The sequence below is a fragment of the Mesorhizobium sp. f-mel genome (assembly GCF_053850215.1).
Map to the genome: position 1 here is coordinate 1 of NZ_JBSPTO010000053.1, position 14,869 is coordinate 14,869.

Here is a 14,869-nt window from a genome sequence, read left to right on the forward strand (position 1 = left end):
TAATCCTTTTTTTCTTAGCGCCCCGCGGTGGCCTGCCTACTCGACGGCGTATATTAGCGCCAAATCAAATACCCGCACCCCTCTGATAGAATTTTTGAGATTTTTGGTATTGCATCGAGTGTCGCAGGCCGGACTTCACCGCACAAAGTGCGCGCTCCTGCCAAGGTCGAATTCGTGAAAAACAATCCGTAGCCAATCTTAATGAACTACCAGAATATTCCTTTTTTGTTCCTAGGCGTGCCGATCCGTTCGACGCGCTTGGTAACGCAAATATCAACATTGTTGTTTCTGACTGCTGCCTTCACTGTCTCCTGCCGCCGCATTTGCCCGATTTTTGCGCTCTGGCGCGGCAGTGACAACGGTGGCGACGCGCTGGCCGCCTCATAGCCAGTTTGGACTATTTGTTTGAACAATCTTGCCGCGGGCGATCGCGGTTTGCGATATCTCGCCGGCGACGGTGCCCATTGCCGCGTTTGAGTTCGACGCAACTCATCTTGTCGTATTTCGCGCATCAACGGGTGTGCACAAGGCAGATGAGCAACTCGGAAGAGGCTGTCACGTTTCGCCTGATGCAATGATGATTTCCACGGCCAGCGACAACCGATACAGCCCGCGCCGACTCTGATCGTTGCCAAGTCGGGAGAGGTACGTTGTCTCCCCTGCCCGCGGCAAGCCGCTCAACCAAACTCGGCGCCGCCTCGTTATGGAGCCGGTTGGGGCCAGCGGTGTAACGCAGCGCGGCCAACGTCCGTCAGCGCATAGACGCCGCGCTCGGCCCTGGCGAACCAGCCATAGACATTGTGAAGCAGGATCTTGGCGGCGCGTGGTGAAATGGCTTGCAAGTCGCGCGGGCGCTTCGGCCCGTCGATCATCGCAGCGGCGCAGGCCAGCGCATCTTGCCGGTAAGCGGTCATTATCGGCGTACGCGAGCCGCCGCCGACTACAGGGTCGCCGCGCCGGCGACGATGCTCGTCCACCAGGCGCGATCTTCGTCTCGGGTCTCGCCGGGGCGGCAAAGCGGCCGGGCTGAGCAGCAATTCGACGTTGCCGGCGGAACCAACCCCCAGAAGCCCGAACCCGAGCCGCCGGCAGAGTGCGCGGAACCGACGGTCATGCTCGCGGCCTTTGCCGCGGGCCGACATCCGCGCCGCGAGCCAGACCTCATCGCATGACGCAGCACGATCGACACCTTGAAGTATGAGTTCGAGGTTGAACTGCAATTTCAATTCGCAGATGACGACCACGGGCGGCTCGCCGTCACGCAGTCCCACGACGTCGCAACCACCAACTTCGCCTTTAACGGTGAATTCCAGGCTCTCGAGAAACCGCTTCACCGGGATGTAAAGAGACGTTTCCTGCATGCCGGAGCCATAGCCGATTCGTGACTGGCTGGCACAGCATCACGGAAGGCATGCCGCTCTGGGGCAGATTTGCCGCTCGTCGAACGCATGGAAGTGCGGGATGCATTAAGCAGTTCGCTGGGACTGCCCGGCTCGGCCGCTAAGCCCTCAGCCCCCTTGCCTCGCCTCCGCGCTTGCGCGGAACCAGCATGTCCCTGGCCAGGAGGCGGCTTACCCGGCAGAACGCCATGAACGCCCGGCAAGCATCCTCGGTCTCGACCAGGTCGACCGTGGCGCCAAAGCAGGCATTGAACGCGGCCTGATAGACCGGGCCCTGCCGGCGAACCGGCCAGCCTTGCAGGAAATCAAGCGCCTGTTCGACGCTGTAGATTTCCTCGACCGGCAGGCCAGGCGCTGTCGTGATGCGCACCGGCACCTCGAATTGCAATCTGTCCATTCGTGTCTCTCCAGAACGCGTTCCCCACTTGTTACTCAGAAATATGTCGTCAGTGCGGACGAACAACCCTGGCACGGGCTGGACAGGCACAGGATGAAGCCGCAAGACATGAATATCGCCGGCTTGAGCCCATCGCCGGCAGTTCGTCCTTGAACCTGGCGCCGTCCGGTGCCAAATCTGAGAGACTTTTCGCGCGGGCTCATCAGAAGCCCTTTCTTCCGGCAAGACGGACACAATGGTCACCTATCTCGACGCCGCCACGGCACCACTCAGAAACACCGGCCAGATCCGCCTCTACGGCGAAGAGGGCTTTGACGGCATGCGCAAAGCCTGCGACCTCACCGCACGCTGCCTCGACGAACTGGTGTCGATCGTCGCGCCGGGCGTTACCACTGAAACCATCGACCGCTTCGTCTTCGAATTCGGCATGGATCACGGCGCATTGCCGGCGACGCTCAACTATCGCGGCTACACGAAGTCATCCTGCACCTCGATCAACCACGTCGTCTGCCATGGCATTCCCGACAACAAGCCGTTGAAGGACGGCGACATCGTCAACATCGACGTCACCTACATCCTCGATGGCTGGCATGGCGATTCCTCGCGCATGTATCCGGTGGGCACGATCAAGCGCGCCGCCGAGCGCCTGCTCGAGGTCACGCATGAATGCCTGATGCGCGGCATCGCGGCGATCAGGCCGGGCGCCCGCACCGGCGCCATCGGCGCCGCCATCCAGACCTATGCCGAAGGCGAGCGCTGCTCGGTGGTGCGCGATTTCTGCGGCCACGGGGTCGGCCAGCTCTTTCACGACGCGCCGAACATCCTGCACTATGGCAGCGCCAGCGAGGGCGTCGAGATGCGGCCGGGCATGATCTTCACCGTCGAACCGATGATCAATCTCGGCCGGCCGCACGTAAAAGTGCTGTCGGATGGCTGGACGGCGGTGACACGCGACCGCTCGCTGTCGGCGCAGTACGAGCACACGATCGGCGTCACCGAAACCGGGTGCGAGATTTTCACGCTGTCGCCAAAAAACCTCGACCGCCCGGGCCTGCCGGCATAGTGTCCTGCCGGTATAGTGTTTCGACAAGTCGCGGGCATCTGCCCGGCAAATGCTGGATATGGGCGGCCTATGGGGAAAACCAGCGACGAAGACGCACGCATCTTCTTTCCCGAAAGACCGATAAAATCGCTCGCGAAAGCCAAGTCGGTCGAAAAGCCGCATTATCTCGGTCATCGCGACCGTTTGCGCCAACGGTTCGCGGCCGCGGGTTCCGACGCCCTCCCCGACTACGAATTGCTGGAGCTCTTGCTCTTCCGCCTGATCCCCCGCGCCGACACCAAGCCCGTCGCCAAGGCGCTGCTGGCGCGTTTCGGCACGCTTGCCGAGGTGCTTGGCGCGCCTGTCGCGCGACTTGAGGAGGTCAGGGGTATCGGCCCGGCAGTGGCGCTCGATCTGAAGATCGTTGCCGCGGCCGCCCAACGCGCGGCACGTAGCGAGATCAAAGGCCGCGAGGTCTTGTCGTCCTGGACGCAGGTTCTCGGATACTGCCGGTCGGTAATGGCCTTCGAGGAGCGCGAGCAGTTCCGTATCCTGTTTCTCGACAAGAAGAACGCGCTGATCGCCGACGAGGTGCAGCAGGTCGGCACCGTCGACCACACGCCGGTCTATCCGCGCGAAGTGGTCAAACGCGCGCTCGAACTCTCCGCCACGGCGATCATCTTGGCGCATAATCACCCATCAGGGGATCCGACGCCGTCGCGCGCCGACATCGAGATGACCAAGCTGGTCATCGAGACGGCCAAACCGCTCGGCATCGCCGTCCACGATCACATCATCATCGGCAAGAAGGGTCATGCCAGCATGAAGGGCCTGCTGCTGATTTGACGCCCGATCTGAGCATGCATCGGCTTCTTGCCGAAGCGTACGGTCTCGTGTCAAGAAATACCTCCAGGCAGCGAGGGGCGCGCCGCGAGAGCACGGCTACCAACCGCAATTGCGAGCGCGACGACAATCAGAACCGCCGCGACTGCGAACGTGATCCGCATGCCGGCGGCAACGGCCTCGGGGCGCGCCGTTGCGATGTCGATCGCCACCGAGGCGAATGCGAACACGGCGCCCATGGCGGATGCACCGGTGATGAGCCCGAGATTGCGCGACAAATTGAGCAAGCCGGAAATGACGCCCCGCTGGTCCGGGCGGATATCCGACATGACGGCGGTGTTGTTGGCCGTTTGGAACAGCGCATAGCCTGATGTGACGATTGCGATCGGAGCGATGTAGCCAGGGATGCCTGATATTGTCGGCATCATGGATAGAATGAGGCAACCGGCCGCTATCGCGATGAGCCCAATGATGGTCATGCGCCCAGCGCCAAAACGGTCCGCTATGCAACCAGCTGGCACGCCGGTCAGCGCGGCGACAAGCGGACCGACCGACGTGACGACGCCAACAAGAGCCGCGTCGAGCCCGAGCGCACGAGACAGATAGAACGGCCCGACCACCAGTGTCGCCATCATCACCGTCGCGACGAGTGCGTTCGTGGCGAGGCTCGTACTCAGCGTCGCATTGCGGAATGCGGCCAATCGGATCAAAGGTGATGCCACCCTCGCCTCCACAAGCACAAAGAAGCCGGCTCCGAAAACGGCTGCCACCAACAGAGCCATGTTGAGCGGACCAAAACTGCCACGCCCGAACGTCATCGCGAGCGCATAGGCGCCAAGCGCCAAGGCAAGCAGCAGCGTGCCCACAACGTCCAAGCCGGCCCGATCCGTCTTCGAACCCCGGCGATCAGCCGGCAGGTAGCGATAGGCGAGAACAAGGGCCAGCAAACCCAATGGCACGTTGACAAGGAAGATCGCCCGCCAGCCGGATCCGGCAATCAGAAGGCCCCCGAGCGACGGACCGAGAGCGGTGCCGATCGCCGACATCGTTCCGAGCAGCCCCATAGCGCTGCCGGTCCTTGCCTTCGGAACCGTATCACCGACGAAGGCCATGGTGAGGGCCATCATGATGGCCGCCCCCAAGCCCTGCGTCGCCCGCGCGGCAATCAGCAGCCAGACCGTCGGCGCGACACCACACAGGACCGAGGCCGTCGTGAACAGGAACAGTCCGGCCAGCAACAGCCGCCGGCGACCGATGAGGTCACCGAGCCGTCCAACGCTGACGATCAGGGTGGTCACGGCGAGGAGATAAGCCAGCACGATCCACTGGACTTCCTGGAACGAGGCGTCGAACGCCTGAGCCAAGGTCGGCAAGGCAACATTGGCGATGCTGATGCCGAGTGAGGACAGCAACATTGACAGCGAAAGGCCGGCAAGCGCCCACCGAACCGAAGGTGCTCGTTCCACATTTCCGGCGACTGCCCGTCCTGCATCGATTGCCTTCAATATGAACTCCGTTTTCTGGCGGCTCCGGAAACGGAGCTGGCAGACACGTAGTCCTTTGCCTGATATGGCGGAAGACGCATCGTTTGCACTTAATCATTGCGTTTGACGCTATGTCAGATCGTGCCAACCATGCTACGATCCATCTATGCCGCATCCCGACCTCAATCTGCTTGTCACCCTTGATGTGCTGCTGACCGAAGGCAGTGTGGCACGCGCCGCCAAGAGGCTGCGGCTTAGCCCGTCGGCGATGAGCCGGGCGCTGGCGCGATTGCGTGAGACGATCGGCGATCCGCTGTTGGTCAGGGCCGGACGCAGCCTCGTTCCCACACCCCGGGCCCTCGAGCTCCGCGAGCGCGTCGGTCAGCTTGTGGAGGACGCCGAAGCCGTTCTGCGTCCTGTTGAGACGCTCGACCTGAAACGGCTTGTGCGGACCTTCACGCTCAGAAACCAGGACGGCTTCGTTGAGAATTTCGGACCTGATCTCATTGCGCGCGTTGGCAAACAAGCACCGGGCGTGCGGCTGCGTTTTGTACTGAAGCCGGACAAGGACAGCACGCCCCTGCGCGACGGCAGCGCAGACCTGGAAACCGGCGTCGTCGGAAAGGTCACGGGGCCAGAGGTGCGCGCGCAAGCGCTGTTCCGTGATCGTTTCGTCGGCGTCGTGCGGATGGGGCATCCCTTATGCGAGTTGACGATCACCCCTGCCCGTTATGCGGCCGGCCGGCACATCCTCCTCTCCCGTCGCGGGCTCGACAGGGGACCGATCGACCACGCGCTTGAGCCGCTAGGATTGAAACGAGAGATCGTGACGGTCGTCGGCGGTTTTTCGGAAGCTCTGGCTCTGGCGCGCGCCTCGGACCTGATCGCCAGCGTTCCCGAACGATATACGGGGAACCTGCGCGACGGAATGTACTGTTTCCCTCTGCCGGTTCCCCTGCCGGAAATCACGGTTTCACTTTTGTGGCACCCGCGGCTCGATGCCGATCCGGCGCACCGCTGGCTGCGCGGGTGCGTTCGAGACGTTTGCGCCGGAATAACTCACTGGATTTCTTAGTGGGTTGAGGCGAGCGTTGCTGATCCGATCACGGCAACTCGGTGTTGCAGGTGCCGGCGATCTGCCCAACCGCCTCGCTGAACCCGGCAAGGTCGAAATCGGCCTCGCCTCGCCCCGACAGCAGCCCGAACCGCCAGGACAGTTGGAGCCGGTCTGCGGAAACCAATCGCCTGATCCCGTCGGCACCATCCCGAACCAGCCTCCTCCCCCGCGCGCCGACCGACCAGCTTTCGTTGACCTTGCTGGCCTTGTCGACGGTCACCGACACGGTGATGGTCCGGCTGGCGGAGACGGCATCGTTCAACTGCAGCCATTCGCTCCAGCGCGGTTCGCCATTCGCCCGACAGGCAATGGTCAGGATCGGGCTGTAGCTTAAGGTGCCGCCGCCCGTGATGAGCTTGTTGGTAGCATGGAGCGAGGCAGTGACCAGGCCATCGCTGCCGGTGTCGAACCGCCAATTGTCAAGGACGCTGTCGGCCTGGGCGATACCGCAGACCGAGGCGAAGAGGAACGCTGTGGCGACCGCGCCTCCGATGCCGACGAATAATTTCAACGATCCCTCCAACGACCCTGCACTTTGCAACTCGGCGCAGATAATGATCAAAACATCTTATCGCCAGCCGCCAACCGCTGCTTGGGCGCGAATCTGTCGCTTATAGCATCGGCCCGAGAATCGGGATCGATTCTCGGACGCACGATTCGTGGATAGTGAAAATTCGTTCAGAGTTTCTGCGTCCAAGTGGACGCACGTCGCTTTAAGGCGACTATGAAAAAGGATGCATTGGGGGCGGTCTTTCATAATTCGGCGCAATGCCGTGTTGTTCGGCGCCCTTGGCAGCTTTTTCTTCGCTGCAGCCTTCTTCTTCTTGGGTTCTTCCGCATCATCGCCATTGCGTTTTCGGCTGACCGGAAGACCGCACTAGAATTTCGACGGGAAATCGAGCTATGATGCATTTGGCATTTCCCGGGGCGGCTTCGCGCCCTTGGAATGCCGGGAGGAAACGGGATATGGCCATCGCGCTTGTACTCGTTTTGGTAGTTGTGGGCTCAGTGTTGTTTCACTTCCTGAGCCCATGGTGGTGGACGCCGATTGCCTCTAACTGGGACTATATCGACAACACCATCATCATCACCTTCTGGATCACCGGCGTCGTCTTCGCCGCCGTCGTCCTATTCATGGCCTATTGCGTCTTCCGCTTCCGTCATCGGGAAGGGAACCAGGCGGCATACGAACCCGAGAACAAGCGGCTCGAATGGTGGCTGACGATCGTCACCGCAATCGGGGTCACGGCCATGCTGGTTCCCGGCCTGTTCGTCTGGAACCAGTTCGTCAGCGTCCCAAGCGACGCAACAGTGGTCGAAGTCGTCGGCCAGCAATGGCAATGGAGTTTCCGCCTGCCCGGCAAGGACGGCAAGCTCGGCACATCCGACACCCGCAACGTCAGCCCTGAAAATCCCCTTGGCGTGAACGCCAGTGATGCCAACGGTCAGGACGATGTCGTCGTCGAGGCCGCCGATCTGCATCTGCCGGTCGGCAAGCCGGTCAAGATGCTGCTCCGCTCGATCGACGTGCTGCATGATTTCTATGTCCCTGAATTTCGCGCCAAGATGGACATGATCCCGGGCTCGGTCACCTATTTCTGGTTCACCCCGACCAAGACCGGAACCTTCCAGGTCCTGTGCGCCGAACTTTGCGGCCAGGGGCACCCGTTGATGAATGGCGTGGTCATGGTCGACACGCAGGAAGATTATCTGGCGTGGCTCGGCGAACAGCAGACTTTCGCGCAATTGTCGGCCCCCCAGCAGGTGGGCTCGGCAGAGTAGACGCCGGGAAAGACGGCGACGTGGGTTGAAAATTGCGGCAGGGCTCGAAACTGTCGAGTCTGCCGAAAAGGGCACGGAGTGTTCTTATGGTCGATATCACACCTGCAGATGCGGTACCGCCGGCCGAAGTCGCGGAGATGGAACTCTACCATCCGCACAGCTGGTGGACCAAATACGTCTTCTCGCAGGACGCCAAGGTCATCGCCATTCAGTATTCGGCGACGGCCACGGCAATCGGCATGGTGGCGCTGGTGCTGTCCTGGATGATGCGGCTGCAGCTCGGCTTCCCCGGCACGTTCGACTTCATCACCCCGGAAGCCTACTACCAGTTCATCACCATGCACGGCATGATCATGGTGATCTACCTGCTCACGGCACTCTTCCTGGGTGGCTTCGGCAACTACCTGATCCCACTGATGGTCGGCGCACGCGACATGGTCTTTCCCTATGTCAACATGCTGAGCTACTGGATTTACCTGCTTGCCGTACTCGTTTTGGTGTCGAGCTTCTTTGCGCCCGGCGGACCGACGGGTGCCGGCTGGACGCTCTACCCGCCGCAGGCGATCATGACCGGCACACCAGGCGGCCAGGACTGGGGCATCATCCTGATGCTCGTCTCGCTGATCCTGTTCATCATCGGCTTCACGATGGGCGGCTTGAACTATGTCGTGACGGTGCTGCAGGCCCGCACACGCGGCATGACGCTGATGCGCCTGCCGCTGACCGTCTGGGGTATCTTCACCGCGACCGTCATGGCGCTGCTCGCCTTCCCGGCGCTGTTTGTCGCCTGCGTGATGATGCTGTTCGACCGTGCGCTCGGCACCAGCTTCTTCATGCCGGCGATCGTCGAGATGGGTGAACAATTGCAGCACGGCGGCGGCAGCCCGATCCTGTTCCAGCATCTGTTCTGGTTCTTCGGCCACCCCGAGGTCTACATCGTGGCGCTGCCGGCCTTCGGCATCGTATCCGACCTGATCAGCACCCATGCGCGCAAGAACATCTTCGGCTACCGGATGATGGTCTGGGCCATCGTCGGCATCGGCGCGCTGAGCTTCGTGGTCTGGGCGCACCACATGTATGTCAGCGGCATGCATCCCTATTTCGGCTTCTTCTTCGCCACCACGACATTGATCATTGCCGTCCCGACCGCGATCAAGGTCTACAATTGGGTGCTGACGCTGTGGCGCGGCGACATCCACCTCACCGTGCCGATGCTTTTTGCCCTGGCCTTCATCGTCACCTTCGTCAATGGCGGGCTGACCGGACTGTTTCTCGGCAACGTCGTCGTCGACGTTCCGCTATCGGACACGATGTTCGTCGTTGCCCATTTTCACATGGTCATGGGCGTTGCCCCGATCCTGGTGATCTTCGGGGCGATCTATCACTGGTACCCGAAGGTCACTGGCCGGATGCTGAACGAGGCCATGGGCCAGTTCCATTTCTGGATCACCTTCCTCGGCGCCTATCTGATTTTCTTTCCCATGCACTACATCGGCCTGATGGGCGTGCCGCGCCGCTACCACGAACTGACCAACACGGCGGTGATGACCGAGTCGGCCCACGATCTGAACGCGTTCATCAGCATCATGGCGTTCCTCGTCGGCTTCGCCCAGGTCGTATTCCTGTTCAATCTGATCTGGAGCATCCGCCACGGCCGGGAGGCCGGCGGCAATCCATGGCGCGCCACGACACTCGAATGGCAGACGCCCGAAACACCGCCCGCCCATGGCAACTTCGGCAAGGAACTGCCGATCGTCTATCGCTGGGCCTATGACTACAGCGTGCCGGGCGCCAAGGAGGATTTTATCCCGCAAAACATGCCGGGCTCCTTCGGATCGTCCAGGGAGCCGGCATGAGCGTCATTCTGGTCTTCCTCCTCGTGATCGTCGGCTTTGCCGGATGGTGGCTTTCCCACCAGCGGCTGATGGCCAAGCCATGGCTCGAGCAAGGTGTGATCGGTGATATTATCGGCCAGGAAGGATCGGCGTTGCCGACCGCCAAGATCGGCCTCGGCGTCTTCCTCGCCGTCGTCGGCTGCCTGTTTGCACTCTTCACCAGCGCTTATTTCATGCGCATGGCGCTGTCGGACTGGCAGGCGCTGCCGCTGCCGCGCGTGCTCTGGTTCAACACCGGCGTGCTGGTCCTGAGCAGCATCGCGCTGCAATGCGCCTCGGTCGCTGCGCGCCGGGGCCAGATCGACACGGTCAGGCTCGGCCTCGTCACGGCCGGGCTCACCGCGCTTGCATTCCTGATCGGACAGCTTGTGGCCTGGCGGGAACTGACCGCCGACGGCTACTTGCTGACCGCCAATCCGGCCAATAGTTTTTTCTACCTGATAACCGGGATGCATGGCCTGCACATCCTGGGAGGGCTGGTGGGTCTGAGCCGAACAACTGCCGGCGCCTGGAACGGAGCACGGCCGGAGCGGCTTCGCCTCAGCGTCGAATTGTGCGCCATGTACTGGCATTTCCTGCTTTTCGTCTGGCTCGCCATTTTCGCTCTTCTGGCCGGCTGGGCCGCGACTTTCATCGAGATTTGCCGACAGTTGCTGACCTAGGAGGGCCGGACGGATGGCAGACACGACACTGACGCATACTGGCCAAGCACAGCCGCGGCCGGCGGGCTTGCAAGGCGTCGCCGCCGACTGGTCCTCGGATCAGCGCGCGTTCAAGAACGTGTCCTGGGGCAAGGCCATGATGTGGATCTTCCTGCTCAGCGACACCTTCATCTTCGGCTGCTTCCTGCTCTCCTACATGACCGCGCGCATGTCTACCCGAGTGCCGTGGCCCAATCCGAGCGAGGTCTTTGCCCTTCACATTGGCGGCTCGAATATTCCACTGATTCTTATCGCCATCATGACCTTCGTGCTGATCTCGAGCAGCGGAACGATGGCCATGGCGGTGAATTTCGGCTATCGCCACGACCGCCGCAAGACTGCGATCCTCATGCTTTTGACCGCAGCACTCGGCGCGACCTTCGTCGGCATGCAGGCCTTCGAATGGACCAAGCTGATCACCGAAGGGGTACGGCCCTGGGGCAATCCGTGGGGTGCGGCGCAGTTCGGATCATCCTTCTTCATGATCACCGGCTTTCACGGCACCCATGTGACGTTCGGGGTGATCTTCCTGATCATCGTGGCGCGAAAGGTCTGGCGCGGCGATTACGACACGGGACGGCCTGGTTTCTTCACCAGCCGCAAGGGCCGCTACGAGCACGTCGAGATCATGGGGCTCTACTGGCATTTCGTCGACCTGGTCTGGGTATTCATTTTCGCATTCTTCTATCTTTGGTGAGAAGCAGCATCTTTGAGAGGCAGATATGGCTGAGGTAACCGCAAACGGCATGGCGCAACACACGCTGCACGGAGCTCAAGCGCATGATCCGGCGGCAATCGGCACCGCCCCCGCGGAAGTTCATCAGGAGCACCCGATCAAGCTCTATCTGGTGGTCTGGGCATGGCTGTTCATCCTCAGCGCCTGCTCCTATCTGGTCGATTATGTCGGCCTCCAGGGCTATCTCAGATGGTCGCTGATCCTGATCTTCATGATGCTCAAGGCCGGGCTGATCGTCGCAGTCTTCATGCACATGGCCTGGGAACGGCTGGCGCTGACATATGCGATCATATTGCCGCCGATATTGGTGCTGGTGTTCGTGGCAATGATGGTCTTCGAATCGGATTACACGCTTCTCACCCGGACGGTGTTTTTTGGGGCCGAGCCCTGACGCGCATCCGGGTACAGGACTTCGGCAGCATGTCCACCAAGAGCCGGAGATGCCATTTGCGGCCCGCTCTGCGTTGCCTTGAAACAATCGACAGCTGGCCCATTTTTGTTGGTAGGGAAACGACGGAAGCAAAATGATTGCCCTCGTCTCCACATGCGTCGCGAACTCCAGCGAGGGAGGCTCAAGATGACGATCGCAAACAGACTGAAGGACTTTATCGACGAGAAAGGAATTTCTTACGACACCGTCGAGCACCACCGCACTTCGACAAGCAGGCAGTCCGCCATAGCGGCGCATGTGCCCGGCAGCATAATGGCCAAATCGGTGGTCGTTCACCACGACGGTGGCTATGCGCTGGCCGTGGTGCCCAGCACGCACAGGATCGAGCTCGGCACGTTGCAGGACGTCATGGACCAGCGCATCGGACTCGCCTCCGAAGACGAGGTGGTTTCGCTCTTCGAGGATTGCGACACCGGCGCCATCCCGCCGATCGGCGCGGCCTACGATGTGCCGGTGATCCTCGATGAAAGCCTAGGCAATGCCGCCGACATCTATTTCGAGGGCGGTGACCACAGGACGCTCGTGCATGTCAGCGGCAAGGATTTCCGCAACCTGACCAGCGACGCACAACAAGCCCGCTTTAGCTACCCGGCTTACTGAAGGCTCAGCCCTTGCCGTTCCGGCGCGCTCGCCGGTGCGGCAAGGCAGGATTTTTTCAGCTCCCCGGTTTGGTGGAAGCCGGCGATTCCACAACTTTGCGATAGACGTGCCAGGTGGCGTGACCGAGGATCGGCAGCACGACCGCCAACCCGGCAAACACCGGCAGCGAGCCTATGATCAGGGCGACGGCGACGATCAGGCCCCACACTGCCATCACGATCGGGTTCGCCAGGACCACGCGCACCGAGGTGTGGATGGCTTCATAGGCGCCGACGTCGCGGTCGAGCAACAACGGGAACGCGACGACCGTGGTGCACAATACGACCGCGGCGAAGACGAAGCCGATGGCGTGGCCCAGGATAATCAGCGTCCAGCCGCGTCCGGTGGCGAATATTTCACTGATGAAGCTGGAGAGCGATTCCGGCGGGGCCGGGCCGAACACCTGCTGGTAAAATATCTGCGCGGTTAAAAGCCAGGCGATGAAGATCGCAAGCAGCATGATCCCGACCGCCGCGATGGCCGGCAGCGCCGGAGAATTCCTGACCTCGAAAGCGTGGCCCCAGGAGGCGTCGAGTCCGGCTTCCCGCCTGCGGCTGATCTCATACAGCCCGATCGCCGCGAATGGACCGATCAGCGCAAAACCTGACACCAGCGGAAACAACAGCGGCAACGCATTGTTGCCCGACGTCCAGACAGCGAGCACGACGCCGACAAGCGGATAGATCAGGCAGAGGAAAACGATATGCGACGGTTTGACCATAAAATCGTCGACCCCTCGCTTGAGCGCGTCGAAAAGGTCGGAAACGCCGATCTTTCGAATTCTGGTGTGCTCCAGCGTCTCGCTGGCGCCTGCAATCACGTGAAAACTTGCCATGACCATTCCTCCAGACCAGGTCCGGTAAGGTCGCGATTCCACGGTGCTGCCGTTCAGCGTAACTGGCCACGCAAAACCGCGACCTGCACCATGGTCAACATACGCTCTTGCATGGGATTTGTCGCCGCCCTTTGTCTGAGGGGACGGCTCCGGTGATCCGGCTAGCTCTAATGGCCTTTCTCCGATATTCTCCAAGCCGGGTTGAAGGGTGAAGGTCATGGATGGAAAGACCGTTCTCATGCTCGGCCTTGGCGTAGTTATTCTGCTGTTGCTGGGGTTCTGCGCAGTGCCAACGTGAGGTTTGAGCAGGTTCGGGGGCGGACCTCGTTCAGCAATCGCCGATTGGCCGTCTCAACCCGGCAAGCAATCCAAGAATCAGGATTCGATGCAACCACGAGGCAGGTCAATTTCAGGCTGACATGACGATACGCATTGCAATGGTATCGGCAAGCAGCACGGCAAAGATCGCGAAAAGATAGAAAATCGAATAGGCAAACAGCGCCTTTGCGCGTTTCATCTCCCACCCTTCAACCCACCTTTTGTCGATCAGAAGCTTCCAGGCATGCCAGATGAAACCCGCGCCCAATGCGGCCGAAGCGAGCCCGTACAATCCGCTCGCGAATCCAAAAGCCCAAGGGAGCACGCCGATTGGTGCCAGGATCAGTGAATAGACGAAGATTTGTTTTCTGGTCGAAGCCTGACCGGCCACGTTCGGCATCATGGGAACGCCGGCGGCAGCATAGTCGCCGATCTTGAACAGCGCTAGCGCCCAGAAATGCGGCGGCGTCCAGAGGAAAATGATCAGAAACAGGACGAGACTTTCAGCCCCGACGGCGCCGGTGGCCGCCGCCCATCCGATCACCGGAGGAAGGGCGCCCGCGGCGCCGCCTATGACTATATTCTGCGGCGTCGAGCGTTTCAGCCACATCGTGTAGATGACGACGTAAAAGAAGATGGTGAAGGCCAGCAGCGATGCGGCAAGCCACCCCACCAGCACGCCGAGCGTCATGACAGAAAGCACGGAAAGCACCAGGCCAAAGCCGAGAGCTTCGCCTGGCATGACCCGGCCTGACGGGACCGGCCGCTTTGATGTGCGCGACATCAGCGCATCAATATCGGCATCGTACCACATGTTGAGTGCCCCGGCCGCTCCCGCTCCAACCGCAATTGCGCCAATTGCAATCACAGCGATGACCGGATTCATCGCGCCAGGCGCCACAATCAGCCCGACGAAGGCGGTAAAAACAGCAAGCGCCATGACGCGTGGTTTCAGAAGCGCGAAGAAATCACTGACTGTCGCTTCAGAGATCTGGATACTGGTATCCGTGAGGCCGCTTTCCCGCGCCGACATTTCAGGCGACCACCGATGGTGACAGGCAATCTGGCCGCGCCATCGGCCGACTGAAGAACCGGGTCATTTGGAGAATTGCTTCAGGTAGGCGATGACGTTGGCAAGGTCCTCGTCCTTCTTGAGGCCGGCAAACGCCATCTTCGTACCTTTGATCTTGGCCTTGGGATCGCGAAGGTAGTCTGTCAGCGTGGCTTCG

At 61.1% G+C, this 14,869-nt stretch carries 17 protein-coding genes; 10 read left to right on the plus strand and 7 right to left on the minus strand.

The window, feature by feature from the left end; genetic code table 11:
* Positions 1-201 precede the first annotated feature (201 nt).
* Complete coding sequence (locus ACWUKX_RS30200; RefSeq protein ID WP_456010323.1) at positions 202-387, plus strand: hypothetical protein; 186 nt, start codon at positions 202-204, stop codon at positions 385-387.
* Between the two features lie 314 nt (positions 388-701).
* Here ACWUKX_RS30200 and ACWUKX_RS30205 read toward each other — a convergent pair whose 3' ends face one another.
* Both ACWUKX_RS30205 and ACWUKX_RS30210 read right to left on the minus strand, forming a co-directional pair.
* On the minus strand, positions 702-1,361 hold the full coding sequence (locus ACWUKX_RS30205) for a DUF2161 domain-containing phosphodiesterase (RefSeq protein WP_456010324.1): 660 nt from the start codon (positions 1,359-1,361) through the stop codon (positions 702-704).
* Between the two features lie 139 nt (positions 1,362-1,500).
* On the minus strand, positions 1,501-1,797 hold the full coding sequence (locus tag ACWUKX_RS30210) for a DUF982 domain-containing protein (protein ID WP_455840921.1): 297 nt from the start codon (positions 1,795-1,797) through the stop codon (positions 1,501-1,503).
* A 235-nt stretch (positions 1,798-2,032) separates the two neighbouring features.
* Here ACWUKX_RS30210 and map point away from each other — a divergent pair, with 235 nt between their 5' ends.
* Both map and radC read left to right on the plus strand, forming a co-directional pair.
* Complete coding sequence (gene map / locus ACWUKX_RS30215) at positions 2,033-2,860, plus strand: type I methionyl aminopeptidase (RefSeq protein ID WP_456010326.1); 828 nt, start codon at positions 2,033-2,035, stop codon at positions 2,858-2,860.
* 69 nt (positions 2,861-2,929) lie between these two features.
* Entirely contained in the window at positions 2,930-3,685 is a 756-nt protein-coding gene (gene radC, locus ACWUKX_RS30220) for a RadC family protein (RefSeq protein ID WP_456010328.1), read from the plus strand.
* A gap of 50 nt (positions 3,686-3,735) precedes the next feature.
* Here radC and ACWUKX_RS30225 read toward each other — a convergent pair whose 3' ends face one another.
* Positions 3,736-5,187 (minus strand): MFS transporter, encoded by a 1,452-nt coding sequence (locus ACWUKX_RS30225; protein ID WP_456010329.1) that lies wholly within the window; start codon positions 5,185-5,187, stop codon positions 3,736-3,738.
* A 145-nt stretch (positions 5,188-5,332) separates the two neighbouring features.
* Here ACWUKX_RS30225 and ACWUKX_RS30230 point away from each other — a divergent pair, with 145 nt between their 5' ends.
* A complete protein-coding gene (locus ACWUKX_RS30230) occupies positions 5,333-6,241 on the plus strand; it encodes a LysR family transcriptional regulator (RefSeq protein ID WP_456010330.1) in 909 nt (302 codons plus the stop codon).
* 28 nt (positions 6,242-6,269) lie between these two features.
* Here the strand turns inward: ACWUKX_RS30230 and ACWUKX_RS30235 are convergent, their stop codons facing one another.
* Positions 6,270-6,794 carry a hypothetical protein gene (locus ACWUKX_RS30235; RefSeq protein ID WP_287339037.1) on the minus strand — a complete coding sequence of 175 codons (525 nt, stop codon included), beginning with the start codon at positions 6,792-6,794 and terminating at the stop codon, positions 6,270-6,272.
* Positions 6,795-7,249: 455 nt separating this feature from the next.
* Here ACWUKX_RS30235 and coxB point away from each other — a divergent pair, with 455 nt between their 5' ends.
* The 6 genes from coxB (at position 7,250) to ACWUKX_RS30265 (ending at position 12,448) form a co-directional block, all read left to right on the plus strand.
* On the plus strand, positions 7,250-8,065 hold the full coding sequence (coxB, locus tag ACWUKX_RS30240; protein WP_127319104.1) for a cytochrome c oxidase subunit II: 816 nt from the start codon (positions 7,250-7,252) through the stop codon (positions 8,063-8,065).
* 86 nt (positions 8,066-8,151) lie between these two features.
* Positions 8,152-9,921, plus strand: a complete 1,770-nt coding sequence (gene ctaD, locus ACWUKX_RS30245; RefSeq protein WP_456010332.1) for a cytochrome c oxidase subunit I — start codon at positions 8,152-8,154, stop codon at positions 9,919-9,921.
* Positions 9,918-10,622 (plus strand): cytochrome c oxidase subunit 3, encoded by a 705-nt coding sequence (locus ACWUKX_RS30250; RefSeq protein WP_127210604.1) that lies wholly within the window; start codon positions 9,918-9,920, stop codon positions 10,620-10,622. Before ctaD ends, ACWUKX_RS30250 begins: the two co-directional genes overlap by 4 nt.
* Before the next feature lie 13 nt (positions 10,623-10,635).
* On the plus strand, positions 10,636-11,358 hold the full coding sequence (locus ACWUKX_RS30255; RefSeq protein ID WP_456010334.1) for a heme-copper oxidase subunit III family protein: 723 nt from the start codon (positions 10,636-10,638) through the stop codon (positions 11,356-11,358).
* 25 nt (positions 11,359-11,383) lie between these two features.
* Positions 11,384-11,788 (plus strand): cytochrome C oxidase subunit IV family protein, encoded by a 405-nt coding sequence (locus ACWUKX_RS30260; RefSeq protein WP_456010336.1) that lies wholly within the window; start codon positions 11,384-11,386, stop codon positions 11,786-11,788.
* A gap of 186 nt (positions 11,789-11,974) precedes the next feature.
* Entirely contained in the window at positions 11,975-12,448 is a 474-nt protein-coding gene (locus ACWUKX_RS30265; RefSeq protein WP_065007814.1) for an aminoacyl-tRNA deacylase, read from the plus strand.
* Positions 12,449-12,503: 55 nt separating this feature from the next.
* Here ACWUKX_RS30265 and ACWUKX_RS30270 read toward each other — a convergent pair whose 3' ends face one another.
* The 3 genes from ACWUKX_RS30270 to ACWUKX_RS30280 all read right to left on the minus strand — a co-directional run.
* A complete protein-coding gene (locus ACWUKX_RS30270) occupies positions 12,504-13,322 on the minus strand; it encodes a DUF2189 domain-containing protein (RefSeq protein ID WP_456010337.1) in 819 nt (272 codons plus the stop codon).
* Between the two features lie 409 nt (positions 13,323-13,731).
* Positions 13,732-14,673 carry a heme o synthase gene (locus tag ACWUKX_RS30275; protein ID WP_456010338.1) on the minus strand — a complete coding sequence of 314 codons (942 nt, stop codon included), beginning with the start codon at positions 14,671-14,673 and terminating at the stop codon, positions 13,732-13,734.
* Positions 14,674-14,736: 63 nt separating this feature from the next.
* The coding region (locus tag ACWUKX_RS30280; protein ID WP_456010339.1) for a c-type cytochrome at positions 14,737-14,869 on the minus strand (133 nt) is incomplete at its 5' end.

Excerpts from the sequence above, each read along its gene's own strand:
- radC (WP_456010328.1), top strand. The coding sequence starts at position 2,930 with ATGGGGAAAACCAGCGACGAAGACGCACGCATCTTCTTTCCCGAAAGA.
- map (WP_456010326.1), top strand. The coding sequence starts at position 2,033 with ATGGTCACCTATCTCGACGCCGCCACGGCACCACTCAGAAACACCGGC.
- ACWUKX_RS30210 (WP_455840921.1), bottom strand. The coding sequence starts at position 1,797 with ATGGACAGATTGCAATTCGAGGTGCCGGTGCGCATCACGACAGCGCCT.
- ACWUKX_RS30200 (WP_456010323.1), top strand. The coding sequence starts at position 202 with ATGAACTACCAGAATATTCCTTTTTTGTTCCTAGGCGTGCCGATCCGT.
- ACWUKX_RS30275 (WP_456010338.1), bottom strand. The coding sequence starts at position 14,673 with ATGTCGGCGCGGGAAAGCGGCCTCACGGATACCAGTATCCAGATCTCT.
- ACWUKX_RS30205 (WP_456010324.1), bottom strand. The coding sequence starts at position 1,361 with ATGCAGGAAACGTCTCTTTACATCCCGGTGAAGCGGTTTCTCGAGAGC.
- ACWUKX_RS30260 (WP_456010336.1), top strand. The coding sequence starts at position 11,384 with ATGGCTGAGGTAACCGCAAACGGCATGGCGCAACACACGCTGCACGGA.
- ACWUKX_RS30270 (WP_456010337.1), bottom strand. The coding sequence starts at position 13,322 with ATGGCAAGTTTTCACGTGATTGCAGGCGCCAGCGAGACGCTGGAGCAC.
- ACWUKX_RS30255 (WP_456010334.1), top strand. The coding sequence starts at position 10,636 with ATGGCAGACACGACACTGACGCATACTGGCCAAGCACAGCCGCGGCCG.
- ACWUKX_RS30250 (WP_127210604.1), top strand. The coding sequence starts at position 9,918 with ATGAGCGTCATTCTGGTCTTCCTCCTCGTGATCGTCGGCTTTGCCGGA.
- coxB (WP_127319104.1), top strand. The coding sequence starts at position 7,250 with ATGGCCATCGCGCTTGTACTCGTTTTGGTAGTTGTGGGCTCAGTGTTG.
- ACWUKX_RS30230 (WP_456010330.1), top strand. The coding sequence starts at position 5,333 with ATGCCGCATCCCGACCTCAATCTGCTTGTCACCCTTGATGTGCTGCTG.
- ACWUKX_RS30265 (WP_065007814.1), top strand. The coding sequence starts at position 11,975 with ATGACGATCGCAAACAGACTGAAGGACTTTATCGACGAGAAAGGAATT.
- ctaD (WP_456010332.1), top strand. The coding sequence starts at position 8,152 with ATGGTCGATATCACACCTGCAGATGCGGTACCGCCGGCCGAAGTCGCG.